Source organism: Paraburkholderia sp. GAS333 (assembly GCF_050435665.1).
Taxonomy (GTDB): Bacteria; Pseudomonadota; Gammaproteobacteria; order Burkholderiales; family Burkholderiaceae; genus Paraburkholderia; species Paraburkholderia fungorum_A.
In genome coordinates, this window is the sequence record NZ_JBNDKS010000001.1 from 1513241 (window position 1) to 1534043 (window position 20803).

At 63.3% G+C, this 20803-nt stretch carries 17 protein-coding genes; 7 read left to right on the top strand and 10 right to left on the bottom strand.

Features of this window, described 5'->3' with window-relative positions:
• Positions 1-100: 100 nt before the first annotated feature.
• The 5 genes from ABH945_RS06740 to ABH945_RS06760 all read right to left on the bottom strand — a co-directional run bounded on the left by ABH945_RS06740 (position 101) and on the right by ABH945_RS06760 (position 5488).
• The gene (locus ABH945_RS06740; protein ID WP_429250083.1) at positions 101-1060 is read right to left on the bottom strand and encodes an alpha/beta hydrolase; all 960 of its coding nucleotides are present in this window, start codon (positions 1058-1060) and stop codon (positions 101-103) included.
• Positions 1061-1205: 145 nt separating this feature from the next.
• Positions 1206-2129, bottom strand: a complete 924-nt coding sequence (locus ABH945_RS06745; RefSeq protein WP_429250084.1) for an SDR family oxidoreductase — start codon at positions 2127-2129, stop codon at positions 1206-1208.
• Between the two features lie 53 nt (positions 2130-2182).
• On the bottom strand, positions 2183-3181 hold the full coding sequence (locus ABH945_RS06750; protein WP_074763970.1) for an NADP-dependent oxidoreductase: 999 nt from the start codon (positions 3179-3181) through the stop codon (positions 2183-2185).
• 178 nt (positions 3182-3359) lie between these two features.
• On the bottom strand, positions 3360-3845 hold the full coding sequence (locus ABH945_RS06755; protein WP_074766396.1) for a PaaI family thioesterase: 486 nt from the start codon (positions 3843-3845) through the stop codon (positions 3360-3362).
• A 140-nt stretch (positions 3846-3985) separates the two neighbouring features.
• Positions 3986-5488, bottom strand: coding sequence for a PLP-dependent aminotransferase family protein (locus ABH945_RS06760; protein ID WP_429250085.1), 1503 nt, complete (start codon positions 5486-5488; stop codon positions 3986-3988).
• A 179-nt stretch (positions 5489-5667) separates the two neighbouring features.
• Between ABH945_RS06760 and ABH945_RS06765 the strand changes: the two genes are divergently transcribed.
• Together ABH945_RS06765 and ABH945_RS06770 are read left to right on the top strand one after the other, a co-directional pair.
• Entirely contained in the window at positions 5668-6054 is a 387-nt protein-coding gene (locus ABH945_RS06765; protein WP_429250086.1) for a hypothetical protein, read from the top strand.
• A 69-nt stretch (positions 6055-6123) separates the two neighbouring features.
• On the top strand, positions 6124-6636 hold the full coding sequence (locus ABH945_RS06770) for an LEA type 2 family protein (protein WP_074766394.1): 513 nt from the start codon (positions 6124-6126) through the stop codon (positions 6634-6636).
• Between the two features lie 93 nt (positions 6637-6729).
• Here ABH945_RS06770 and ABH945_RS06775 read toward each other — a convergent pair whose 3' ends face one another.
• From ABH945_RS06775 to ABH945_RS06785, 3 genes are all read right to left on the bottom strand, one after another.
• Entirely contained in the window at positions 6730-7908 is a 1179-nt protein-coding gene (locus tag ABH945_RS06775; RefSeq protein ID WP_074763967.1) for an acetyl-CoA C-acyltransferase, read from the bottom strand.
• 287 nt (positions 7909-8195) lie between these two features.
• Complete coding sequence (locus tag ABH945_RS06780; protein ID WP_429250087.1) at positions 8196-10286, bottom strand: 3-hydroxyacyl-CoA dehydrogenase NAD-binding domain-containing protein; 2091 nt, start codon at positions 10284-10286, stop codon at positions 8196-8198.
• A gap of 167 nt (positions 10287-10453) precedes the next feature.
• Entirely contained in the window at positions 10454-12130 is a 1677-nt protein-coding gene (locus ABH945_RS06785) for a 3-(methylthio)propionyl-CoA ligase (RefSeq protein ID WP_429250088.1), read from the bottom strand.
• Positions 12131-12346: 216 nt separating this feature from the next.
• On the opposite strand from ABH945_RS06785, the gene ABH945_RS06790 reads away from it, so the two are divergent.
• From ABH945_RS06790 to ABH945_RS06810, 5 genes are all read left to right on the top strand, one after another.
• On the top strand, positions 12347-13903 hold the full coding sequence (locus tag ABH945_RS06790) for a protein adenylyltransferase SelO (protein ID WP_429250089.1): 1557 nt from the start codon (positions 12347-12349) through the stop codon (positions 13901-13903).
• Between the two features lie 92 nt (positions 13904-13995).
• Positions 13996-14418: a peptide-methionine (R)-S-oxide reductase MsrB gene (msrB, locus tag ABH945_RS06795; protein ID WP_074763963.1), complete on the top strand. Its 423-nt coding sequence runs from the start codon at positions 13996-13998 to the stop codon at positions 14416-14418.
• Positions 14419-14768: 350 nt separating this feature from the next.
• Complete coding sequence (locus ABH945_RS06800) at positions 14769-15299, top strand: septation protein A (protein ID WP_074763962.1); 531 nt, start codon at positions 14769-14771, stop codon at positions 15297-15299.
• A 1-nt stretch (position 15300) separates the two neighbouring features.
• A complete protein-coding gene (locus tag ABH945_RS06805; RefSeq protein ID WP_429250090.1) occupies positions 15301-15615 on the top strand; it encodes a BolA family protein in 315 nt (104 codons plus the stop codon).
• A gap of 9 nt (positions 15616-15624) precedes the next feature.
• The gene (locus ABH945_RS06810) at positions 15625-16404 is read left to right on the top strand and encodes a peptidylprolyl isomerase (RefSeq protein WP_074763960.1); all 780 of its coding nucleotides are present in this window, start codon (positions 15625-15627) and stop codon (positions 16402-16404) included.
• A gap of 8 nt (positions 16405-16412) precedes the next feature.
• On the opposite strand, the gene ABH945_RS06815 is transcribed toward ABH945_RS06810, so the two are convergent.
• The gene (locus tag ABH945_RS06815; protein ID WP_143026234.1) at positions 16413-16670 is read right to left on the bottom strand and encodes a hypothetical protein; all 258 of its coding nucleotides are present in this window, start codon (positions 16668-16670) and stop codon (positions 16413-16415) included.
• On the bottom strand, positions 16628-20719 hold the full coding sequence (purL, locus tag ABH945_RS06820; protein ID WP_429250091.1) for a phosphoribosylformylglycinamidine synthase: 4092 nt from the start codon (positions 20717-20719) through the stop codon (positions 16628-16630). The genes ABH945_RS06815 and purL overlap by 43 nt, the downstream gene beginning before the upstream one ends.
• Between the last annotated feature and the right edge of the window lie 84 nt (positions 20720-20803).

Genomic DNA, 20803 nt, shown 5'->3' on the forward strand with positions numbered 1-20803 from the left:
GGGCTCACGCGCGTGGCTCACGGGGCACACACTGGGCATCGCTGCAACACCGGGCATCGAAGCGGGTCGATCTGGGCAACACCGCCGGGCGTCGCTTGCATCACCCGATACCGAACGCCCCGCGCAACACCGCAGCCGCATCTGCATGAGCGGCGGCCACCTCGGGCACATATCCACCCATCTTGAAGAACTCGTGGATCATGCCCGCATAGCACTTCAGCGTCACCCGATTCCCCGCCGCGCGCAGCTTTTCCGCATACGCCTGCCCTTCGTCGCTGAGAGGATCGTATTCGGCAGTCGCGATCCATGCCGGCGCGACGCCGCGGAAATCGGGCGCCTCGCGCTGGCCGTCGAGCGGCGCGAAACGCCAGTCGTCACGATCGCTTTTATCGCGTACGTATTGCTCGAAGAACCATTGAATCGTGTCGGCGGTCAGCAGAAAACCATCGGCAAGCCGCGCGTGCGACGCGGTGTTTTGATAACCCGTCGTACCCGGATAAATGAGCAATTGCAGCGCAAGCGGGATGCCCGCGTCACGGGCCAGCACGGCGCAAACCGTGGCCAGCGTCCCACCCGCGCTGTCGCCGCCGATCGCCAACCGGTTCGCGTCGACGCCATACTCGGCGGCATGCGCGTGGAGCCAAATCAGCGCATCGAAAGCATCGTCGACGGCGGTGGGAAATTTGTGCTCCGGCGCGAGCCGGTAATCGACCGATAACACCGTGCATTGGCCGTCGCGCGCGAACATCCTGCATAGCGCGTCGTGGGTATCGACGCTGCCCACCGTGAAGCCGCCACCATGGAAATACACCAGCGCGGGCGCAGGTTCGGCCCAACTCGGTTCGACCGCCTGATACAAACGCGCGCGGATCGTCGCGCCGTCGCGGACCGGTATGTGCAGATCGTCGAGCGTGACCATCGGCGCGCTCGCGATCTCCAGAATCGGCGCACTTTTTTCGTACGACGCACGCGCCTGCTGCGCGGACATCTGGTGATACTGCGGGCGCCTGGCCCGCGCGATCATATCGAGCACCTGCTCGATCTTCGGATTCAGCGGCATGGGCGCATGTGGGTTCGATGGCGCAAACGCGCCGCAAATTGAAAAAGCCGGCGCGAGGAACCGCACGCCGGCCATCGGATAAACGTTTGGATAAGCGTTTGGACAAACACCAAGCCGTCGCGCCAACTCGCAGCGATCACCACGCTCAGTTGGCGTTCTTCACTTCCGGTTTCAGCGACATCGGATCGGTCGGATTGCGCAAATGCTCGATGTCCTCGTGACGCAGTTCCACCGTCGCCATGATGCCCGGATGCGTGACGATATAGAACCGCCGCACGGCGATGGCCTCGAAGGTGATATCGGCGACATCGTCGGCGGTCAGCTTGCCCGAGCGCACTGCGCGCTGCAGTTGCTTGTCGGCGGCGATCTGCGAACGGGTCGGTCCGCTATCGTTGCGCAATTGCTCGGGACGCGCGCGTTCCGCATCGGCGATACCGGTCGGCACGAACGCCGGGCACAACAGCGAGCAGCCGACCAATGGAACCACTGCGGATGCATCCGCAGCACCCTGAGCCGCCTGCGACACTTGCCCCGCCTGGGCCAGTTGCAGATCGTGATACAGCGTCTCCGTCAGCGACACCACCGCGTGCTTCGACGCGTTGTAAATCCCCATCGCGGGCGGCGACAGCAAGCCCGCCACCGACGCCGTATTGACGATATGCGCCGGTTCGTTCTGCGCCAGCATGATCGGCGTGAACACGCGGATGCCGTGCGCGACGCCCATCACGTTGACGTTGAACACCCACGCCCAGTCGTTCGCGGAGCTTTCCCAGAGGAAGCCGCCCGCGCCCACGCCCGCGTTGTTGAACAGCAGATGCACCTTGCCGAATGCATCGAGCGCCGCTTGCGCCAGCGCTTCGACCTGGGCCGCATTCGACACGTCGGTGGGCACGCCGATCACTTCGACGCCGTTCGAACGCAGCGCATCGACGGTTTGCGCAAGCGCGTCGGGGTTCACGTCGGCCAGCACGAGCTTCATGCCGAGCGCCGCCCCCTTCTGCGCGAACGCCCGGCCAAAGCCACTGGCCGCGCCGGTGATCACCGCCACCTTGTCTGCGAATTCGAACATAACCGACTCCGGGTTGAGCGGCGCGTGGTCGACGCGCCGCGACTTCACATCGTTCAGATCAGCTTGACCAGTTGCTTGCCGAAATTCTTGCCCTTCAGCAGACCCATGAAAGCCTCGGGCGCGGCGTCGAGCCCTTCGGCGATCGTCTCGCGATATTGCAGCTTTTTCTGCGCGACCAGTGTGCCGAGCTGCTTGAGCGCTTCCGGCCACACGTCCATATGCTCGCTGACGATGAACCCTTGCACCAGCAGCCGCTGCGTGAGCATCAGCGAAGGATGCTTGAGCGGGATCGGCTCGCCATCATAGCCCGCGATGAAGCCGCACAGCGCGATCCGGCCGAACGCGTTCATCCGCGCGAGCGTCACGTCGAGCACTTCACCGCCGACGTTCTCGAAATAGCCGTCCACGCCGTCCGGCGTCGCGGCCTTCAGGTCCTTGTACAGATTGCCGGCCTTGTAATCGACGCACGCATCGAAGCCGAGCGTCTCGACCACATAGCGGCATTTGTCCGCGCCGCCCGCGATGCCGACCGCGCGCGCGCCGGCCAGCTTCGCCAGTTGGCCGACCACGCTGCCCACCGCGCCGCTCGCCGCGCTGACCACGACCGTCTCGCCCGCTTTCGGCGCGATGATCCGGTTCAGCCCGTACCAGCCGGTGACGCCGGGCATGCCGACCGGGCCGAGATACGCGGACAGCGGCACATGCGTGTCGTCCACTTTCTGGATGCCGGTGCCGTTCGAGGTGCCGAATTCCTGCCAGCCGAACATGCCGACGACCTTGTTGCCGACCGCGAACTTCGGATTCTTCGACTCCACCACTTCGCCGACCGTGCCGCCGATCATCACTTCGTCGAGCGCTTGCGGCGCTGCGTACGACTTGGCGTCGCTCATGCGGCCGCGCATGTACGGATCGAGCGACAGGTAGTGATTGCGCACGCGCACTTCGCCATCGGCGAGCGGTGCAAGCGGCGTTTCGACGAGACGGAAATTGTCGGGCGTCACCGCGCCTTGCGGACGCGAAGCGAGCACGAGTTGACGGTTGATCTGGGTCATGACGGGCGTCTCCTTGAGTTATGCGTGAATAAGCTGGCGATGATCTGCCGGGTGACCAGTGAATGATTTAAACGGCGGTTGTGTGTGCTAACCCTTGGCGAAAATTCGGCGAAGACCCTGCGCGCCGCTTCCGGCACGCAGGTTATTTCGCTCGATCGAAACGACACGGCCGGCACGATCAGTCGCTAGGACCGGGTTTCGCCGACGGGTCGCTGCGCAGGCGCTGCTGCGTCACGTCGCGGCCCACGGCGAGGCGTCGCATGTATTTGAAGGTGCCGAGCGCCTTGGCGACGAAATGGCCTTCGCTGTCGCGAATCTCGCCCTCGCAATACGCCATCGTGGTCGAGCGGTGCAGCACGCGGCCGGTTGCGCGCAATTCGCCACGGCCCGGCTGCATGAAGTTGACCTTCATTTCGACGGTGACGACGCCCACGCCGTCGCCGGCCAGACTGCGCGCGGCCATCGCGAGCGCGACGTCGGCGAGCGTCATCGTGACGCCACCGTGCGCGACGTCCCAGGTGTTCATATGGTCCGGCTGCAACGGCAGCACGACTTCGCTGACGCCGTCGGCGGCCGACAGCAGTTTTGCGCCGAGCCGGTCGACGAACGGGCTTTCGGGCAGCGTTGCGTTGCCGGATTGAGTGGATGAAGAGGAATCGGTCATTGCGGTATTCGGATTTCGGAGCCGACGGCAGCAAGCGCCATCGACGGATTCGTTGAACTTCAGACTGCCTGGACGCATACCCGATGAATCACGTCGATTCGAATTCACGGACGCCCACGCGCAGCAGGAAATGATACCCGCTATGGCACGGACGCATGCTCCGGCATCCGCGCCGCGAGCCGCCCGAGCCTGCGTATCGCTTCGTCCGCGAGATCGAGATCGGTGCTCGGACAACTCAGGCGGATGAAATGATCGAAGCGCCCGCTGTTCGAAAACACGGTGCCAGGCATCACGCGAATGCCGTCAGCGAGAGCGGCCTCAAAAAAAGCCGCCGACGACACCTCGCGCGGCAACTCGATCCAGAAAAACATCCCGCCGCGCGGCGGCGTGAATCGCGTGCCATCGGGGAACGACGCGGCCACCGCTGCGGCCATGCGCTCACGCTGAATCCGCAGGCTTTCCCGCAAACGCCGCAGATGCCGCTCATACGCGTTCGTTTCCAGAAACCCGGCCAGCACCACTTGCGACAACTGCTCGTTATGCCGCGACTGCGCGAACTTCAGCATGCCGATTCGCGGATGCCAGCGCCCGCCGTTCAGCCAGCCGACCCGCATCCCTGGCGCGAGCGACTTGTTGAACGACGTGCAATGAATCACGGTGCCATCCGTGTCCCACGCTTTCAGCGACTTCGGCGGCTGCGCGGCATCGACCAGTTCGCGATACGGGTCGTCCTCGATCAGCGCAACGCCGGCCCGCGAGCACAGTTCGACGAGGCTCGCCTTGTGCGCGTCGGGCATCACGCTGCCGAGCGGATTTTGCAGATTCGGCACGACCACCACGGCCTTGATGTCGGGATGCGTCTGCAGCGCGAACGCCAATGCCTCGACGGAAAGGCCGGTGGTCGGACTAACAGGAATTTCGAGCGCACGCAGGCCGAGGCTTTCGAGCGCCTGCAACAAGCCGAAGAAACACGGCGACTCGACCGCGACGGTGTCGCCCGGCTGCGTGACCGCGCGCAACGCGAGGTTCACGGCCTCGATGCCGCCGTGCGTCATGATGATGTCGTCGGGACCGATCTGGATGCCCGCCGCAAGCGCCCGGCGCGCGATGATCGCCCGCAAGCCCGGATCGCCCTGATCGGGGCCCGCGGCGGTCAGCAACGTCGGCTTGCTGCGCAATGCGCGCAGTGCAGCCTTCTGCAATGCGTCGGTGGGGAAAAGATCCGGCGATGCGGTTGCGCCGCCGAGATTCAACGCATCTGGACAGCGCTGGAAAGTCGACACGATCGACGAAATCGTCGAGTGAATGCCGACGAATTGAGCGGCGCGCGGCAAGTTCGCGAGGTCGGGTTCGGACGCGGCGGGCAACGCCGCCGTATGCGGCGCGCGCACGAAATAGCCGGCGCGCGGCCGTGCGTCGATCAACGCCGCCCGCTCGAGCACGCGATAACTCTCGGTTGCCGTCGCGAGACTCACACCGTGGCGCTGCATGAACGCGCGCATCGACGGCATGCGGTCGCCCGGACGCAGCACGCCGCTACCGATGGCACGCCGGTACTGGTCGGCGAGTTGCCGATAGAGCGGGTCGGTATCCGCTGGACGGGTTCCGGCCGGGTTGGTCTGATTGAAGTTGGCTTGGGTCATGAGCCGATGGTGCGGACAGTTTGCACGCCGCGACAGATACAGATCGGCCTGATTCCAACCGATACAGCGCGATAAATCACGATCCTGTACCGGTTCAGATTGTCGAAAGCTGTGGCTGTTTTCATGCGAACGGACTCAATAAGCTGGGTGACATGAAAACGGTTTACAGGAAGCCAGTCATGCCAGTACTTCAATCCAGCAGCGGCAGGCTTTTCGACGATGCCGCCCCTGCTCTGTCTCATCTCGCCGCCGGCCAGGTCGGCGTGCACGACCTGCAGGCCGGTACGTCGATCGTGGCCGTGGAAGGTGATCTGCAACTTGGCTTCCGCGATCATTCGCTCGCATGGCTCGGTGATACGGTCCAGCCCACATCGGTCACCTTGCGCGAAGGCGAACGGTTCGTGACGCCGCAACGCGGTGTCGTTTCGATTCACGCTGCCGATGCCCGTAGCGCGACCTTCGTCGTGCAGGCTTCTGGCTCGGAAAACTCGATCCGCCGTGTTTTCCATCGAGCCGTTCGCCATCTGGGCAGTATCGTCAACGCGCGCTTGCGGCGTATCGCCTGAACGGTCTCCGGTCGCACTTTGCCCCCGGCTACAATGCATGACCAACCCGCTTCCATCGAGGTGCCGGTCATGTCCTTCGTTCGCACGCTGCTGTCCGGACCCTTCTCCCGCGTTGCCCGCCTGGTTGCGATCGGCGCGGTCGTCACGCTGACGCTCAACGGTTGCGCCGGGCTGTTCGGCGCCGACCCGTTGCGTGTCAATGTGGCCGGCATCGAGCCGATCGACAACCAGGGACTCGAGATGCGCTTCAACATCAAACTGCGCGTGCAGAATCCGAACGACTCCACGATCAGTTTCAACGGCATCTCGGTCGATCTCGATCTGAACGGCAAGCCGTTCGCTAGCGGCGTCAGCGACCAGAGCGGCACGGTGCCGCGCTTCGGCGAAACAGTGGTGAGCGTGCCGCTGACCGTGCCTGCGTTCACCGTGGTTCGCCAGGCGCTCGCGCTGCCCGGCGCGATGCAGTCGGGGCAAGTCCCGTACACGCTACGCGGCAAGCTCGCGAGCGGCCTGACCGGCACCACGCGATTCGTCGATCAGGGAAGCTTGAAGCTGCCGATGGCGGACATGGGCTTGCAGTAACGCGCGCGGGTAAAAACGGGCGCTGCCAGTTCAGTGTTATCAGCTTGAACCAGTGGCACCCGCCTTTCGCACTTCACCGCCGAACGCGCCCGTTCACACTACTTCGAACAGGCCCGCCGCGCCCTGGCCGCCGCCGATACACATCGTCACGACCACCAGCTTTGCGCCGCGACGTTTTCCTTCGATCAGCGCATGGCCCGTCAACCGCGCACCCGACACGCCATACGGATGACCAACCGCAATCGCGCCACCGTTCACGTTGAGCCGGTCGTGCGGAATGCCGAGCTTGTCAGCGCAATACAGCACCTGCACGGCAAACGCTTCGTTCAGTTCCCACAGGTCGATGTCTTCGACCTTCAGACCCGCCTGCTTCAGCAGCTTCGGCACCGCGAACACCGGGCCGATGCCCATTTCGTCCGGCTCGCAACCGGCCACCGCGAAGCCGCGGAAAATGCCGAGCGGTTGCAGTCCTTCCTGCTCGGCGACCTTCGCGTTCATCACGACGCATGCCGACGCGCCATCCGAAAACTGGCTCGCATTGCCCGCGGTGATCACCCCGCCGGGCATCGCCGTACGGATCTTCGATACGCCTTCGAGCGTCGTGTCGGCGCGAATGCCTTCGTCGCCGCTGACCGTCACTTCCTTCGTGAACAGACGGCCGGTCGCTTTGTCGGCGACACCTGCCAGCACCGTCAGCGGAACGATTTCGTCCTTGAACCTGCCGGCTTCGAGCGCGGCAGCTGCGCGCTGCTGCGAGCGTGCGCCGTATTCGTCCTGACGCTCTTTCGAGATGGAATAACGCTTCGCGACGTTTTCGGCGGTCTGCAACATCGACCAGTAGATTTCCGGCTTGTTCTGGCTAAGCCAGCCTTCGGTCATCATGTGGCGATTCATTTCGTTCTGCACGCACGAGATCGACTCCACGCCGCCCGCGACGAACACGTCGCCTTCACCGGCGATCACGCGTTGTGCGGCGAGCGCGATAGTCTGCAAGCCCGACGAACAGAAGCGGTTCACTGTCATGCCCGGCACGCTGACCGGCAAGCCTGCGCGCAGCGCGATCTGCCGCGCGATGTTCATGCCTGTCGCGCCTTCCGGATTCGCGCAACCCATGATCACGTCTTCGACGCGAGCCGGGTCGATCTTCGCGCGCTCGACGGCGGCCTGAGTCACGTGGCCGCCGAGTGTCGCGCCGTGCGTCATGTTGAAACCGCCGCGCCATGATTTGGCGAGTCCCGTCCGGGCGGTCGATACGATTACGGCATCAGTCATGCATATCTCCTTTGTCGATCGGAGTTGGCGCTCTAGCGCTGACCCCGGTCCCATACGAGTAGTTTCGAGTTGGCGCTTTAGCTGTCGACCAGAGTTGGCGCTTTAGCACCTACTCTGGCCCCATGCAAAGCTCTTACTCACGTCCCATACGAGTGAGTTCGAGTTAGCGCTTTAACGCCCACTCCAGTCCCATACGAATCGAGCAGCGCGCCGGCGATTCGCCATGCAGCAGAAACGCAGCAACGCGCGCTACCTCAGTTAGTCCAATCGGGAGGTCTTTCGCCCGCTCAACCGTGGTCGTTAAAACCACGGCCCTTCGCGGCCAGCTCCGCGATGCTCGGCGCGAGCTTCCACGCGTCGCCATTGGTCCGCGATGCATAGCGGCGAATCGCGCGCTCGACGTTGTAGAGGCCCACCGTGTCCGCGTACAGCATCGGACCGCCGCGATAGAGCGGGAAGCCGTAGCCGGTCAGATAGACCATGTCGATGTCCGACGCCTTCGACGCAATGCCCTCTTCGAGAATCTTCGCGCCTTCGTTGACGAGCGCGAACACGAGTCGCTCGACAATCTCGTCGTCGCCGATCTTGCGGCGCTCGGCGTTGGCATCTTTCGAGAACTCGCCGATCATCTCGTCGACCACTTTCGACGGATACGCCGTGCGGTCGCCCGCCTTGTAGTCGTACCAGCCGCCGCCGGTTTTCTGACCGAAGCGGCCCATCTCGCACAGACGGTCGGCGACCTTCGAATAGTGCATGTCAGGATGTTCCTGATAGCGGCGCTTGCGGATCGCCCAGCCGATGTCGTTGCCGGCCAGGTCGCTCATGCGGAACGGGCCCATCGCAAAGCCGAACTTCTCGATGGCCTTGTCGATCTGCGCGGGCAACGCGCCTTCTTCGAGCATGAACAGCGCCTGGCGGATGTACTGCTCGATCATCCGGTTGCCGATGAAGCCGTCGCAAACGCCCGACACCACGGCCGTCTTCTTGATCTTCTTCGCGAGCTTCATCACGGTGGCGAGCACGTCTTTCGACGTCTCTTTGCCGCGCACCACTTCAAGCAGCTTCATCACGTTGGCCGGGCTGAAGAAGTGCATGCCGACCACGTCCTGCGGACGCTTCGTGAATGCCGCGATCTTGTCGACATCGAGCGTCGACGTATTCGACGCGAGGATCGCGCCGGATTTCGCCACCTCGTCCAGCTTCCTGAACACCTGCTCCTTCACACCAAGTTCTTCGAACACGGCTTCGACGATCAGATCGGCCTGCTTGAGGTCGTCGTAGGACAGCGTGGGCGTAAGCAAGGCCATGCGCTGTTCGAGCGCTTCGGGCTTGAGCTTGCCCTTCTTCACCGTGGCTTCGTAGTTCTTGCGGATGGTCGCGAGACCGCGGTCGAGCGCTTCCTGTTTCGTCTCCAGCAGCGTGACCGGAATGCCCGCGTTGATGAAGTTCATCGCGATGCCGCCGCCCATCGTGCCCGCGCCGATCACGGCGACCCTGGCAATCTCGCGCACCGGCGTATCAGCCGGCACATCGGGAATCTTGCTCGCTGCGCGCTCGCCAAAGAACGCGTGGCGCAGTGCGTGGCTTTCCGGCGTCTGCACGAGCGCCATGAAGCATTCGCGCTCGAATGCCAAACCCTTGTCGAAACCGTTCTGCACGCCCGCTTCGACCGCGTCGATACACTTTTGCGGAGCCGGGAAATTCTTCGCGATCGCCGCGACGCTGTTGCGTGCGAACTGGATAAAACCAGCGGCATTCGGATGTTCGATCTTGCGATCGCGCACTCGCGGATGCGAGCCCGTTTTGGCGCCGACCTTGCGTGCAAACGCGAGCGCCGCTTCGGCCAGATCGCCCTGCACGACTTCATCGAAGAGACCGGAATCGGCGAGTTTTTCCGACAACACCGGCGCACCCGAGACGATCATGTTCAACGAAGCTTCGAGGCCGATTGCACGCGGCAGACGCTGCGTGCCGCCCGCGCCCGGCAGGATGCCGAGCTTCACTTCCGGCAGCGCGATCTGCGCGCCGGGCGCGGCGATCCGGTAATGCGCGCCGAGCGCCAGTTCCAGCCCGCCACCCATCGCCACGCTGTGAATCGCCGCGACAACCGGCTTCGCGCTGCCTTCGACGATCCTGATGACCGTGGCGAGCGTCGGCTCCTGGGTCGCTTTAGGCGTATTGAATTCGGTGATGTCGGCGCCGCCCGAAAAGGCCTTGCCCGCGCCCGTCAGCACGATGGCCTTGATGGCCTGGTCGTTCTGCGCGCGCTCGATCCCGTCGACGATGCCCGCGCGTGTCGAAAGGCCCAGGCCGTTCACGGGAGGATTGTTCAGCGTGATGACGGCCACGCCGTCGTGAGTTGTGTAGTCCACTGCCATCTGCCTGCCTCCATGCGATCCATGCAATGAGGCGACACGTTGCGTGCCGCCTGTCCGGTTCATCGAGTTGGCGCATGACTCATGCGGCCCAACTCATTGTCCATCTTTCCGATTGTCCGGGGTCAGCAGGCAGAATACACAAAAAAGCACGCTCGTTCAATTTATCGTTAGACGGGGTTTCCCCTGGCAAGCGGACAGTTCTTTTCATCCTCGAGCGCGGACGGCAACACGTGATTGCGGAAGATGTCGCGCAGCTTCAGTTTTTGCAACTTGCCGGTGGCCGTGTGCGGCAGTTCGTCGACGAACGCGACGTCGTCGGGAATCCACCATTTGGCGACCTTGCCGTCGTAGAACGCGAGCAGTTCCTCGCGCGTCACGTCGACGCCCGGACGCTTGACCACCACCAGCAGCGGACGCTCGGTCCACTTCGGATGCGCGCACGCAATGCACGCCGCCTCGGCCACGGCCGGATGCGCGACGGCGACGTTCTCGATGTCGATCGAGCTGATCCATTCGCCGCCGGATTTGATGACGTCTTTCGAGCGGTCGGTGATGTGCAGGAAACTGTCGGCGTCGATGGTCGCGACATCGCCGGTCGGAAACCAGCCGTCCACCAGCGGCGATTCGTCCTTGCGGAAATAACGGTCGATCACCCACGGCCCGCGCACATGCAGATCGCCGAACGCGACACCGTCCCACGGCAATTCGCGCCCATCGTCGCCGACGATTTTCATGTCGACGCCATAGATCACATGGCCCTGCTTTTCGAGCGATTTGCGTTGCTCGGCGAGCGGACGCTGGCTCTGCTCCCACGTCAGTTTGGACAGCGTGCCGAGCGGCGACATTTCGGTCATGCCCCATGCATGGATCACCTGCACGCCGTAGTCGTCTTCGAACGTGCGCAGCATGGTCGGCGGACACGCGGAGCCGCCGATCACCGTGCGATTGAGCGACGAAAATTTCACGCCCGCTTCGCGCATGTAGTTCAGCAGCCCGAGCCACACCGTCGGCACGCCCGCCGAAAACGTCACGCGTTCGCTTTCCATCAATTCGTAGAGCGACTTGCCGTCGAGATCCTTGCCGGGCAGCACCAGTTTCGCGCCGGTCAGCGGCGCGGCGTGCGGAGCGCCCCACGCGTTCACATGGAACATCGGCACGACCGGCAGGATCGCGTCGCGCGCGGACAGGCACATCGCATCGGGCAATGCGGCGCCGAACGCGTGCAGCACCGTCGAGCGATGCGAGTACAGCGCGCCTTTCGGATTGCCGGTGGTGCCGGACGTATAGCAAAGGTACGACGCCTGACGCTCGTCGATGGACGGCCAGTCGAAATGGCCGTCCTGCGCGTCGAGCAGCGTTTCGTAGCAGAGCACCGGCGTTTGCATCGCGGGCAGATGCGCTTCGTCGGCGAGCGCGATCCAGCCGCGCACTTTCGGACATTGCGGCGCGATGCAATCGACCAGCGGCGCGAACGTGACGTCGAACAGCACGTACGCGTCGTCCGCATGATTGACGATGTACGCGATCTGATCGGGGAAGAGACGCGGATTGATCGTATGGCATACGGAGCCGAAACCGGCCGTGCCGTAATACGCTTCCAGATGACGGTAGCCGTTCCACGCGAGCGTCGCGACCCGTTCGCCCGGTTCGACGCCCAGCGCGATCAGCGCCTGTGCGAGCTGCTTCGCGCGCTTTTCGCAGTCGCGGTAGGTATAACGATGCAGATCGCCTTCGATGCGCCGCGACACGATTTCGCTACTGCCGAAGTGCCGCGCGGCATGCGCGAGCAACGAGGACACGGTGAGCGGCACGTCCATCATCTGGCCCAGCAGCGGCGTCGTCATAAAACGGGGTCTCCTGGCTTGTGTTCTGTTCGATCGGATTGGAATTCGGGCCGGGAGCCGCGAGGACTTGGGCGGACGTGTCGGGATGCGCCGCCGGGCTATGCTTCGAGACCGGCGAGAGATCGTTGCAACAGCGCGTTGCGACAGCGTCGGCAGGCTGGCCAGCAGCTCCGCGGGCGCGGACTTACAATATCGGTTAATCCAGAGGCGCTCAATATGTCGTTTTCCCCAAGCATTGCAGGGTTATCCGAAGCGGTAACGGATCTTTCCAACGCGTTGACCACATCGTCCGACAGCGCATTTGCGCGGCTCGGCAGCACGTTTCTGACGCGCCTGCCGGCAGCGCCGTTACCCGCGCCGTACATGGTCGGTTTTTCCGCCGAGACCGCCGCGTTGCTCGGTCTGAACACAGACATTCAGAACGATCCGGGCTTTGCCGAGCTGTTTTCCGGTAACGCTACGCGTGAATGGGCCGCCGACGCGCTGCCTTATGCGTCGGTGTATTCGGGTCATCAGTTCGGCGTGTGGGCCGGTCAACTCGGCGACGGCCGAGCGCTCGGCCTCGGCGAAATCGAACATGACGGCCGGCGCTTCGAGTTGCAGCTCAAAGGCGCGGGCCGCACCCCCTATTCGCGGATGGGCGACGGCCGCGCGGTGTTGCGCTCGTCGATCCGCGAATATCTGTGTTCGGAGGCGATGCACCACCTCGGTATTCCGACCACGCGCGCGCTGTGCGTGATCGGCTCCGATCAGCCGGTGCGGCGCGAGACGCTCGAAACGGCTGCCGTGGTCACGCGGGTGTCGCCGAGTTTCGTGCGCTTCGGCCACTTCGAGCACTTCTATTCGAACGACCGGACCGACGCGCTGCGCTCGCTCGCCGATCACGTGATCGATCGTTTTTATCCGCATTGCCGCGACGCTGAAGACCCCTATCTCGCTTTGCTCGGCGAAGCCGTCGATTCCACCGCCGACCTGATGGTCGAGTGGCAGGCGGTCGGCTTCTGCCACGGCGTGATGAATACCGACAACATGTCGATTCTCGGTCTGACGATCGACTACGGCCCGTTCGGTTTCATGGACGGCTTCGACGCCGGCTACATCTGCAATCACTCCGATTCGCAAGGCCGCTATTCGTACAAGATGCAGCCGCAAATTGCGTACTGGAATCTGTTCTGCCTCGCGCAGGGCTTGTTGCCGCTGCTCGGCGAACAGCACGAAGAAAGCGTGCGTGGCGACAAATCGATTGAAGACGCACAGCGTGTGCTCGGCGGCTTCAAGGACCGTTTTGCGCCCGCGCTCGAACGCCGGATGCGCGCGAAGCTCGGGCTCGAAACCGCGCGCGACGGCGACGACACGCTGGTCAATCGCCTCTTCGAAGTGATGCACGCGAATCGCGCCGATTTCACGCTGACCTTCCGCAACCTTGCGCGCATGTCGAAACACGATGCGAGCGGCGACGCGCCGGTGCGCGACCTGTTCCTCGACCGTGCCGCGTTCGACACCTGGGCGAACGACTATCGCGCGCGCCTGTCCCACGAAACGCGTGACGACGCCGCGCGCGCCATTGCAATGAACGCGGTGAACCCCAAATTCGTACTTCGCAATCACCTGGCGGAAACGGCGATCCGTCGCGCGAAAGAGAAGGATTTTTCCGAAGTGGAGCGCCTGGCGGCCGTACTGCGCCGTCCGTTCGACGAACAGCCTGAAAATGAAGCGTATGCGGGGTTGCCGCCGGACTGGGCGAGTTCGCTGGAAGTCAGTTGCTCGTCGTGATGCGCGCAATCCGCCCGACGCCTGAATCTGATGTGAAAGAAGCCTGAGCCATTGAGCCGTCCCCAAAACAAGCCCGAGACAGGAACCCGACCATGAACAAGCCCGACGATCTCAACACCGACGCACCCGCCGTGCAGAAAGACGACGCCGAATGGCGCAAACAGCTGTCCGACGTCGAATATCAGGTGACGCGCCATGCGGCCACCGAACGCCCGTTCACGGGCCGCTATCACGATCACTGGGACCGCGGCATTTACGATTGCGTGTGCTGCGGCACGCCGCTGTTCGAATCCGACACCAAGTTCGACGCCGGTTGCGGCTGGCCGAGCTACTTCAAGCCGATCGACGGCGAAGTGATCGCCGAGAAAACCGACCGCTCGCACGGCATGCTGCGCATCGAGGTGCAATGCAAGAACTGCGGCGCGCATCTGGGCCACGTGTTCGAAGACGGTCCCGCGCCGACCGGCCTGCGTTACTGCATCAATTCGGCTGCGTTACAATTCGAGCCCAAGTAACGCGGCGCGTGGCTGGCCGACCGCCACGGAAACTTCATCTTGCTTGCGGCGGCCTGCGGGTCGTTTTCGGGCGGCTTGCGAAAAGTTTGCACACCGTTCACAAGCGGGTTACGCGGATTCGGGCTGGTGTCTTACCAGTCTGGTCCGCAACGCCGCTGGCACTGGCCCGCTGAACCCGCGTCGGCTGGTGCAACCGCACCGACCTTCGGCGGCAGACAGCAGACGGCATGCAGCACCTGGCACCATTTATCGCTGGCCGCTGCCGCATCGGGTCTCACGCGGCGTACACTACCGGGCGCTTTGAAACGCACCCAATTCTCCGACTCACTCTCCGAATTCCCGACCAGATAATGAAATTCCTGTTCGATCTGTTCCCGATCATCCTGTTCTTCGTCGCCTTCAAGATCTGGGGCATTTTCACGGCGACGGCAGTGGCGATCGTCGCCACGCTGGTGCAGATCGCGTGGGTGGCCTTCCGCCACCGCAAGGTCGACCCGATGCTGTGGGTGAGCCTGGGCGTCGTCACCGTGTTCGGCGGCGCCACGCTCGTGCTGCACAACGACACCTTCATCAAGTGGAAGCCGACCGTGCTGTACTGGGCGTTTTCCGTCGCGCTGGTGGTGTCTCAGTTGGCCTTCAACAAGAACCTGATCGAAGCGATGATGGGCAAGCAGATCACGCTGCCGCACGCGATCTGGAGCAAGCTCAGCCTGATCTGGGCAGCGTTTTTCGTGCTGCTCGGGCTGGTCAATCTGTTCGTCGCGTATCACTACACGACCGATCAGTGGGTCAATTTCAAGCTGTTCGGCGCGACCGGATGCCTGCTGGTGTTCATCGTCGGACAGAGTTTGTGGCTGTCGAAGTACATGAAGGAAGAATGACATGACGACCGATGTTTTCATGCACGCCACCACCGCCGAGCGCGCCGCGTTGATCGAAGCGCGCCTCGCCGCCGCACTCGCGCCGGCCGCGTCGATCCAGATCACGGACGACAGCGCGCAGCACGCGGGACACGCCGGCGCATCGGCGGGCGGTCACTTTACCGTCACGATCGTGGCCGCCGCATTTGCCGGAAAGCCCCGCGTAGCACGGCATCGCATGGTGTATGATGCGCTGGCCGATGCCATGCAGCGCGGCATTCATGCCCTTGCCATCACGGCGTACACGCCCGAAGAATTTGCTTTGTTGCCCCGCTAGGAACTTCCGATGACCTTGAAGAAAACCCGCCTTTGGGTATTGCTGGCTGCATTTGCGGCCGCACCTGCATTTGCACAGAACATCGCTGTCGTGAACGGCACGCCGATTCCGAAAGCACAAGCCGATGCACTGATCGATCAACTGGTCCATCAAGGCCAGCAAAACACGCCGCAACTGCAAATGGCAGTGCGCGAAGAACTGGTGAACCGCCAGATCCTGATGCAGGAAGCGCTGCGCCGCGGCCTGCCGAATCGTCCGGACATCAAGGCGCAGATCGCCGTCGCACAACAAACCGTCGTGCTGCGCGCGCTGATCGAAGACTTCGTGAAGAACAACCAGCCGAGCGACGCCGAAGTCACCGCGCGCTACAACTCGCTGATCAAGGACGCAGGCGGCAAGGAATATCACCTGCACCACATCCTGGTCGACAACGAGCAGCAGGCTAAGGACCTGATCGCGAAGATCAAGGCCGGCGCAAGCTTCGAAGACCTCGCGAAGCAATACTCGAAGGACCCGGGATCGGGCAAGAACGGCGGCGACCTCGACTGGTCGGACCCGAAGGCTTATGTGCCTGAATTCGCGGCTGCGGCCGAGAAGCTGCAGAAAGGCCAGATGACCGACGCGCCGGTGCATACGCAATTCGGCTGGCACATCATCCGTGTCGACGACGTGCGTGCTGTCACGCCGCCGCCGCTGGAACAGGTTCGTGCACAGATCGTTCAGCAGATCCAGCAGGAAAAGCTGCAAGCGTTCGAAGAAGGTCTGCGTAAGAACGCGAAGATTCAATAAGCGGCTGATTATTCAGAGACCGCTTTGGTTGATGAAGATTGAAATGCAGAGAAGCCGCCCTTGGGCGGCTTTTTTGTTGCCGTGAATTTGATGGGCTTGAAGGTGCGAAAGCAGGTGCATCGCAGTTCGAGCTTTGGCATTAGCTCAGAAATAAAAAAGCTGCCCAAAGGCAGCTTTTTTGATGCGATAAAGGCCACCGCCCGAAGCGGCAGCCCCACACAAATCAACCCAGCCAGCGACGTGCGTTCTGGAACACGCGCAACCACGGGCTTGCGTCCGTGCTGCCCTCGCCCCAGCCTTCCGGATGCCAGCTCATCTGCACTGCGCGATGCACGCGCTCGGTGTGCGGCATCAGCACCGTGAAGCGGCCGTCGCCTGTCGTGACCGACGTGATGCCGTTCGGCGAACCGTTCGGGTTGAACGGATACTGCTCGGTCGCCTGACCACGGTGATCGATATAACGCATTGCCACCGCGACCATCGACGCATCGCCCTGCTGCGAGAAGTCTGCGAAACCTTCGCCGTGCGCGATCGCCACAGGAATGCGCGAACCTTCCATGCCGGCGAAGAAGATCGACGGCGACGCCTGCACTTCGACCAGCGAGAAACGCGCTTCGAATTTCTCCGACTTGTTGCGCGTGAACTTTGGCCAGGCTTCGGCACCCGGGATCATCGACGCGAGGCTGCTCATCATCTGGCAGCCGTTGCAGATGCCGAGCGCGAACGTGTCGTCGCGACCAAAGAATTCGGCGAACATGTCGGCGAGTTGCGAATTGAAGCGGATCGTTTTCGCCCAGCCTTCGCCTGCACCCAGCGTGTCGCCGTACGAGAAGCCGCCGCAGGCCACCGCGCCGGCGAAGTCTGCGAGATTCGCGCGACCCGACAGCAGATCGCTCATGTGCACGTCGTGCGCGTCGAAGCCGGCGCGGTCGAATGCATACGCCGTTTCGAGGTGCGAGTTCACGCCCTGTTCGCGCAAAATCGCGACACGCGGACGAGCGCTTTTGCCGACGAACGGCGCAGCCACGTCTTCAGCCGGATCGAAGCTCAGGACCGGCGTGATGCCCGGATCTGCCGCGTCGAGCAGCGTGTCGTATTCGGCATCGGCACAAGCCGGGTTGTCGCGCAGACGCGCGATACGCCAGCTCACCTCGCTCCACGTGCGATGCAATTCGGCGCGCGGCGCTTCATAAATCTTTTTCGCGTCGCGATAGATTTCGATCGTGTCGCGTTCGTTGATCTTGCCGATCACGTGCGAGCACGCCGACAGGCCATGTTCGCGCAACGCGGCGAGCACCACGTCGCGATCGGCTGCGCGCACCTGAATCACGCCACCAAGTTCTTCGTTGAAGAGCGCGCGGATCGTGCGGTCTTCGCGACGGCCGCTGGTCTGCTTCGCCCAGTCTTTCGCGTCGCCGTAATCGGATTCGTGATGCGGATCAAGCACCAGCATGTCGACATTCAGCGACACGCCCACGTGACCCGCGAATGCCATTTCGCAGACCGTCGCCCACAGGCCGCCGTCCGAACGGTCGTGGTACGCGAGCAGCTTGCCGTCGTTGTTCAGCGACTGGATGGCGTTGAAGAAGCGCTTCACGTCTTCCGGATCGTCGACGTCGGGCACCGTGTCGCCGACCTGCTGCGTCACTTGCGCGAGGATACTGCCGCCCAGGCGATGCTTGCCGCGGCCGAGGTCGATCGCGATCAGCACGGTGTCGCCCACGCCGTCCGTGCCGTTCGTACGGCGCAGTTGCGGCGTGAGGTGCTTGCGCACGTCTTCGACCGGCGCGAACGCCGAGATGACCAGCGAGACCGGCGCGACGACTTCCTTCGCGACACCACGGTCTTCCCACTTGGTGCGCATCGACAACGAGTCTTTGCCGACCGGAATGCTGATGCCCAGCGCCGGGCACAGTTCCATGCCGATCGCCTTGACCGTGTCGTACAGCGCCGCGTCTTCGCCCGGTGCGCCGCATGCGGCCATCCAGTTCGCCGACAACTTCAGCTTGTCGAGCGACGCGATCGGCGCCGCTGCAATGTTCGTGATCGCCTCGCCAACCGCCATGCGGCCCGACGCCGGTGCATTGATGACGGCGAGCGGCGCGCGCTCGGCCATCGTCATTGCTTCGCCGGTGAAACCCGCGTAGTCCATCGTCGTGATCGCGACGTCGGCCACCGGCACCTGCCACGGACCGACCATCTGGTCGCGCGCGGTCGTGCCGCCCACCGAACGGTCGCCGATCGTGATCAGGAACGACTTGCTCGCCACCGTCGGATGACGCAGCACGCTCGCTGCCACGTCCGGCAAAGCGATATGGGTGACGTCGACCGGTTCGAGCTTCTGCTCGACGCGCTTCACGTCGCGATGCATGCGCGGCGCCTTGCCGAGCAGCACTTCCATCGGCATGTCGACCGGCTCGTGAGCGTTGTCTTTCTGCTCGGAGTCGATCAGCTTCAGTTGACGCTCGGCGGTTGCCGTGCCGATCACCGCGAACGGGCAGCGCTCGCGTTTGCACATCGCTTCGAAGGCCGGCAGATCGGCCGGATCGATCGCCAGAACATAACGTTCCTGCGCTTCGTTCGACCAGATTTCGCGCGGCGACAAGCCGCTTTCTTCGAGTTGAATACTGCGCAGATTGAACACTGCGCCTTTGCTAGCACCGTCCACCACTTCCGGGAACGCGTTCGACAAACCGCCCGCGCCGACGTCGTGAATGCTCAGGATCGGGTTCTTTCCGCCGAGTTGCCAGCACGCATTGATGACTTCCTGCGCACGGCGTTCGATTTCCGGATTGCCACGCTGCACCGAATCGAAGTCGAGTTCGGCGGTGTTCGTGCCGGTTGCCATCGAGCTGGCCGCACCGCCGCCCATGCCGATGCGCATGCCGGGACCGCCGATCTGAATCAGCAGCGAGCCTTCCGGCAGATCGTGCTTATGCGTGTGCTGGTCCGAAATATTGCCGATACCGCCGGCGATCATGATCGGCTTGTGATAACCGCGCACCAGGCCCGCGACGTTCTGCTCGTAAGCGCGGAAATAGCCACCCAGATTCGGCCGGCCGAATTCGTTGTTGAACGCGGCGCCGCCGAGCGGGCCGTCGATCATGATCTGCAACGGCGACGCGATGCGGTCGGGACGGCCATACGCTTCGAACTTGTCGTCCGGATTGCGATGGGCGAGCGGCTGTGCAGCGTCGCGCGCGTTTTCCCATGCTTCGACGCCGTCGGGCAATTCCAGATTCGACACCGTGAAGCCCGCGAGACCCGCCTTCGGACGCGCGCCGCGGCCGGTCGCGCCTTCGTCGCGGATTTCACCGCCCGCACCGGTCGCAGCGCCCGGGAACGGCGAGATCGCGGTCGGGTGATTGTGCGTTTCGACCTTCATCAACGTGTGCGTCAGCTCGACGTTGCGGCGATAGTGCTCCGGCAATTCGCTCGCACCAAGTTGCTCCGGCGTGCGCGGGAACCAGCGCTCGGCCATGCCGCCCGCCATGATCGCCGAGTTGTCCGAATACGCGACGATCGTGCCTTGCGGATTCAGCTTCTCGGTATTGCGGATCATGTTGAACAGCGAGATGTCCTGCTTCTCGCCGTCGATGGTCCAGTCGGCGTTGAAAATCTTGTGACGGCAGTGCTCGCTGTTGGCCTGCGCGAACATCATCAGTTCGACGTCGGTCGGATTGCGGCCGAGCTTCGTGAACGCATCGACCAGATAGTCGATTTCGTCGTCCGCGAGCGCGAGGCCCAGTTCGGTGTTCGCCGCTTCCAGCGCGCCACGGCCGTTGCCGAGCACGTCGACGGTTTGCAGCGGCTTGGCCGGCAGTTCATCGAACAGATGCAGCGCGTGCTCGCGCGACGGCGCGACGCTTTCGGTCATGCGGTCGTGCAGCGCAGCGGCGACTGCCGCGCGCGCTTCGTCCGACAACGCCTTCTTGCCGCCCAGCAGACCGCTTTTCAGCGTGACCGTGTATTCGACGCCGCGCTCGATGCGGCGCACCTGCGTGAGGTTGCACAGATGGGCGATGTCGGTTGCCTTGCTGGCCCACGGCGACACCGTGCCGAAACGCGGCACCACGAGGAAAGTTTCGACCGAACCGCGCTCTTTACTTTCTTCGAGCGGATCGCCGTAGTGCATCAGCGCTTCGATCTTCGCGTTGTCTTCAGCGGAGAGCGGGGTTTGAGCGTTGACGAAGTGCAGGAATTGACCGCGCACGCCCGTAATGTTCGGATCGATGCGCGTGAGCGTGTCGAGCAGGCGGGTTTGACGGAAATCGGAGAGGGCCGAAGCGCCGGGGAAACACGAGAAGTGGGCCATGGACTTGACGTTGCGTCGCTCTGCGATGCCGCAGACTCGAACATACAGGCGACGTGAGGCGGAAAGGAAGTCCGGGATTATACC

Coding starts and splice junctions, on each gene's coding strand:
- ABH945_RS06750 (WP_074763970.1), bottom strand. CDS start 3,181: ATGACCCAGATCAACCGTCAACTCGTGCTCGCTTCGCGTCCGCAAGGC.
- ABH945_RS06755 (WP_074766396.1), bottom strand. CDS start 3,845: ATGACCGATTCCTCTTCATCCACTCAATCCGGCAACGCAACGCTGCCC.
- ABH945_RS06740 (WP_429250083.1), bottom strand. CDS start 1,060: ATGCCGCTGAATCCGAAGATCGAGCAGGTGCTCGATATGATCGCGCGG.
- ABH945_RS06780 (WP_429250087.1), bottom strand. CDS start 10,286: ATGGCAGTGGACTACACAACTCACGACGGCGTGGCCGTCATCACGCTG.
- ABH945_RS06810 (WP_074763960.1), top strand. CDS start 15,625: ATGACCTTGAAGAAAACCCGCCTTTGGGTATTGCTGGCTGCATTTGCG.
- ABH945_RS06760 (WP_429250085.1), bottom strand. CDS start 5,488: ATGACCCAAGCCAACTTCAATCAGACCAACCCGGCCGGAACCCGTCCA.
- ABH945_RS06745 (WP_429250084.1), bottom strand. CDS start 2,129: ATGTTCGAATTCGCAGACAAGGTGGCGGTGATCACCGGCGCGGCCAGT.
- ABH945_RS06775 (WP_074763967.1), bottom strand. CDS start 7,908: ATGACTGATGCCGTAATCGTATCGACCGCCCGGACGGGACTCGCCAAA.
- ABH945_RS06770 (WP_074766394.1), top strand. CDS start 6,124: ATGTCCTTCGTTCGCACGCTGCTGTCCGGACCCTTCTCCCGCGTTGCC.
- purL (WP_429250091.1), bottom strand. CDS start 20,719: ATGGCCCACTTCTCGTGTTTCCCCGGCGCTTCGGCCCTCTCCGATTTC.
- msrB (WP_074763963.1), top strand. CDS start 13,996: ATGAACAAGCCCGACGATCTCAACACCGACGCACCCGCCGTGCAGAAA.
- ABH945_RS06785 (WP_429250088.1), bottom strand. CDS start 12,130: ATGACGACGCCGCTGCTGGGCCAGATGATGGACGTGCCGCTCACCGTG.
- ABH945_RS06800 (WP_074763962.1), top strand. CDS start 14,769: ATGAAATTCCTGTTCGATCTGTTCCCGATCATCCTGTTCTTCGTCGCC.
- ABH945_RS06790 (WP_429250089.1), top strand. CDS start 12,347: ATGTCGTTTTCCCCAAGCATTGCAGGGTTATCCGAAGCGGTAACGGAT.
- ABH945_RS06805 (WP_429250090.1), top strand. CDS start 15,301: ATGACGACCGATGTTTTCATGCACGCCACCACCGCCGAGCGCGCCGCG.
- ABH945_RS06765 (WP_429250086.1), top strand. CDS start 5,668: ATGCCAGTACTTCAATCCAGCAGCGGCAGGCTTTTCGACGATGCCGCC.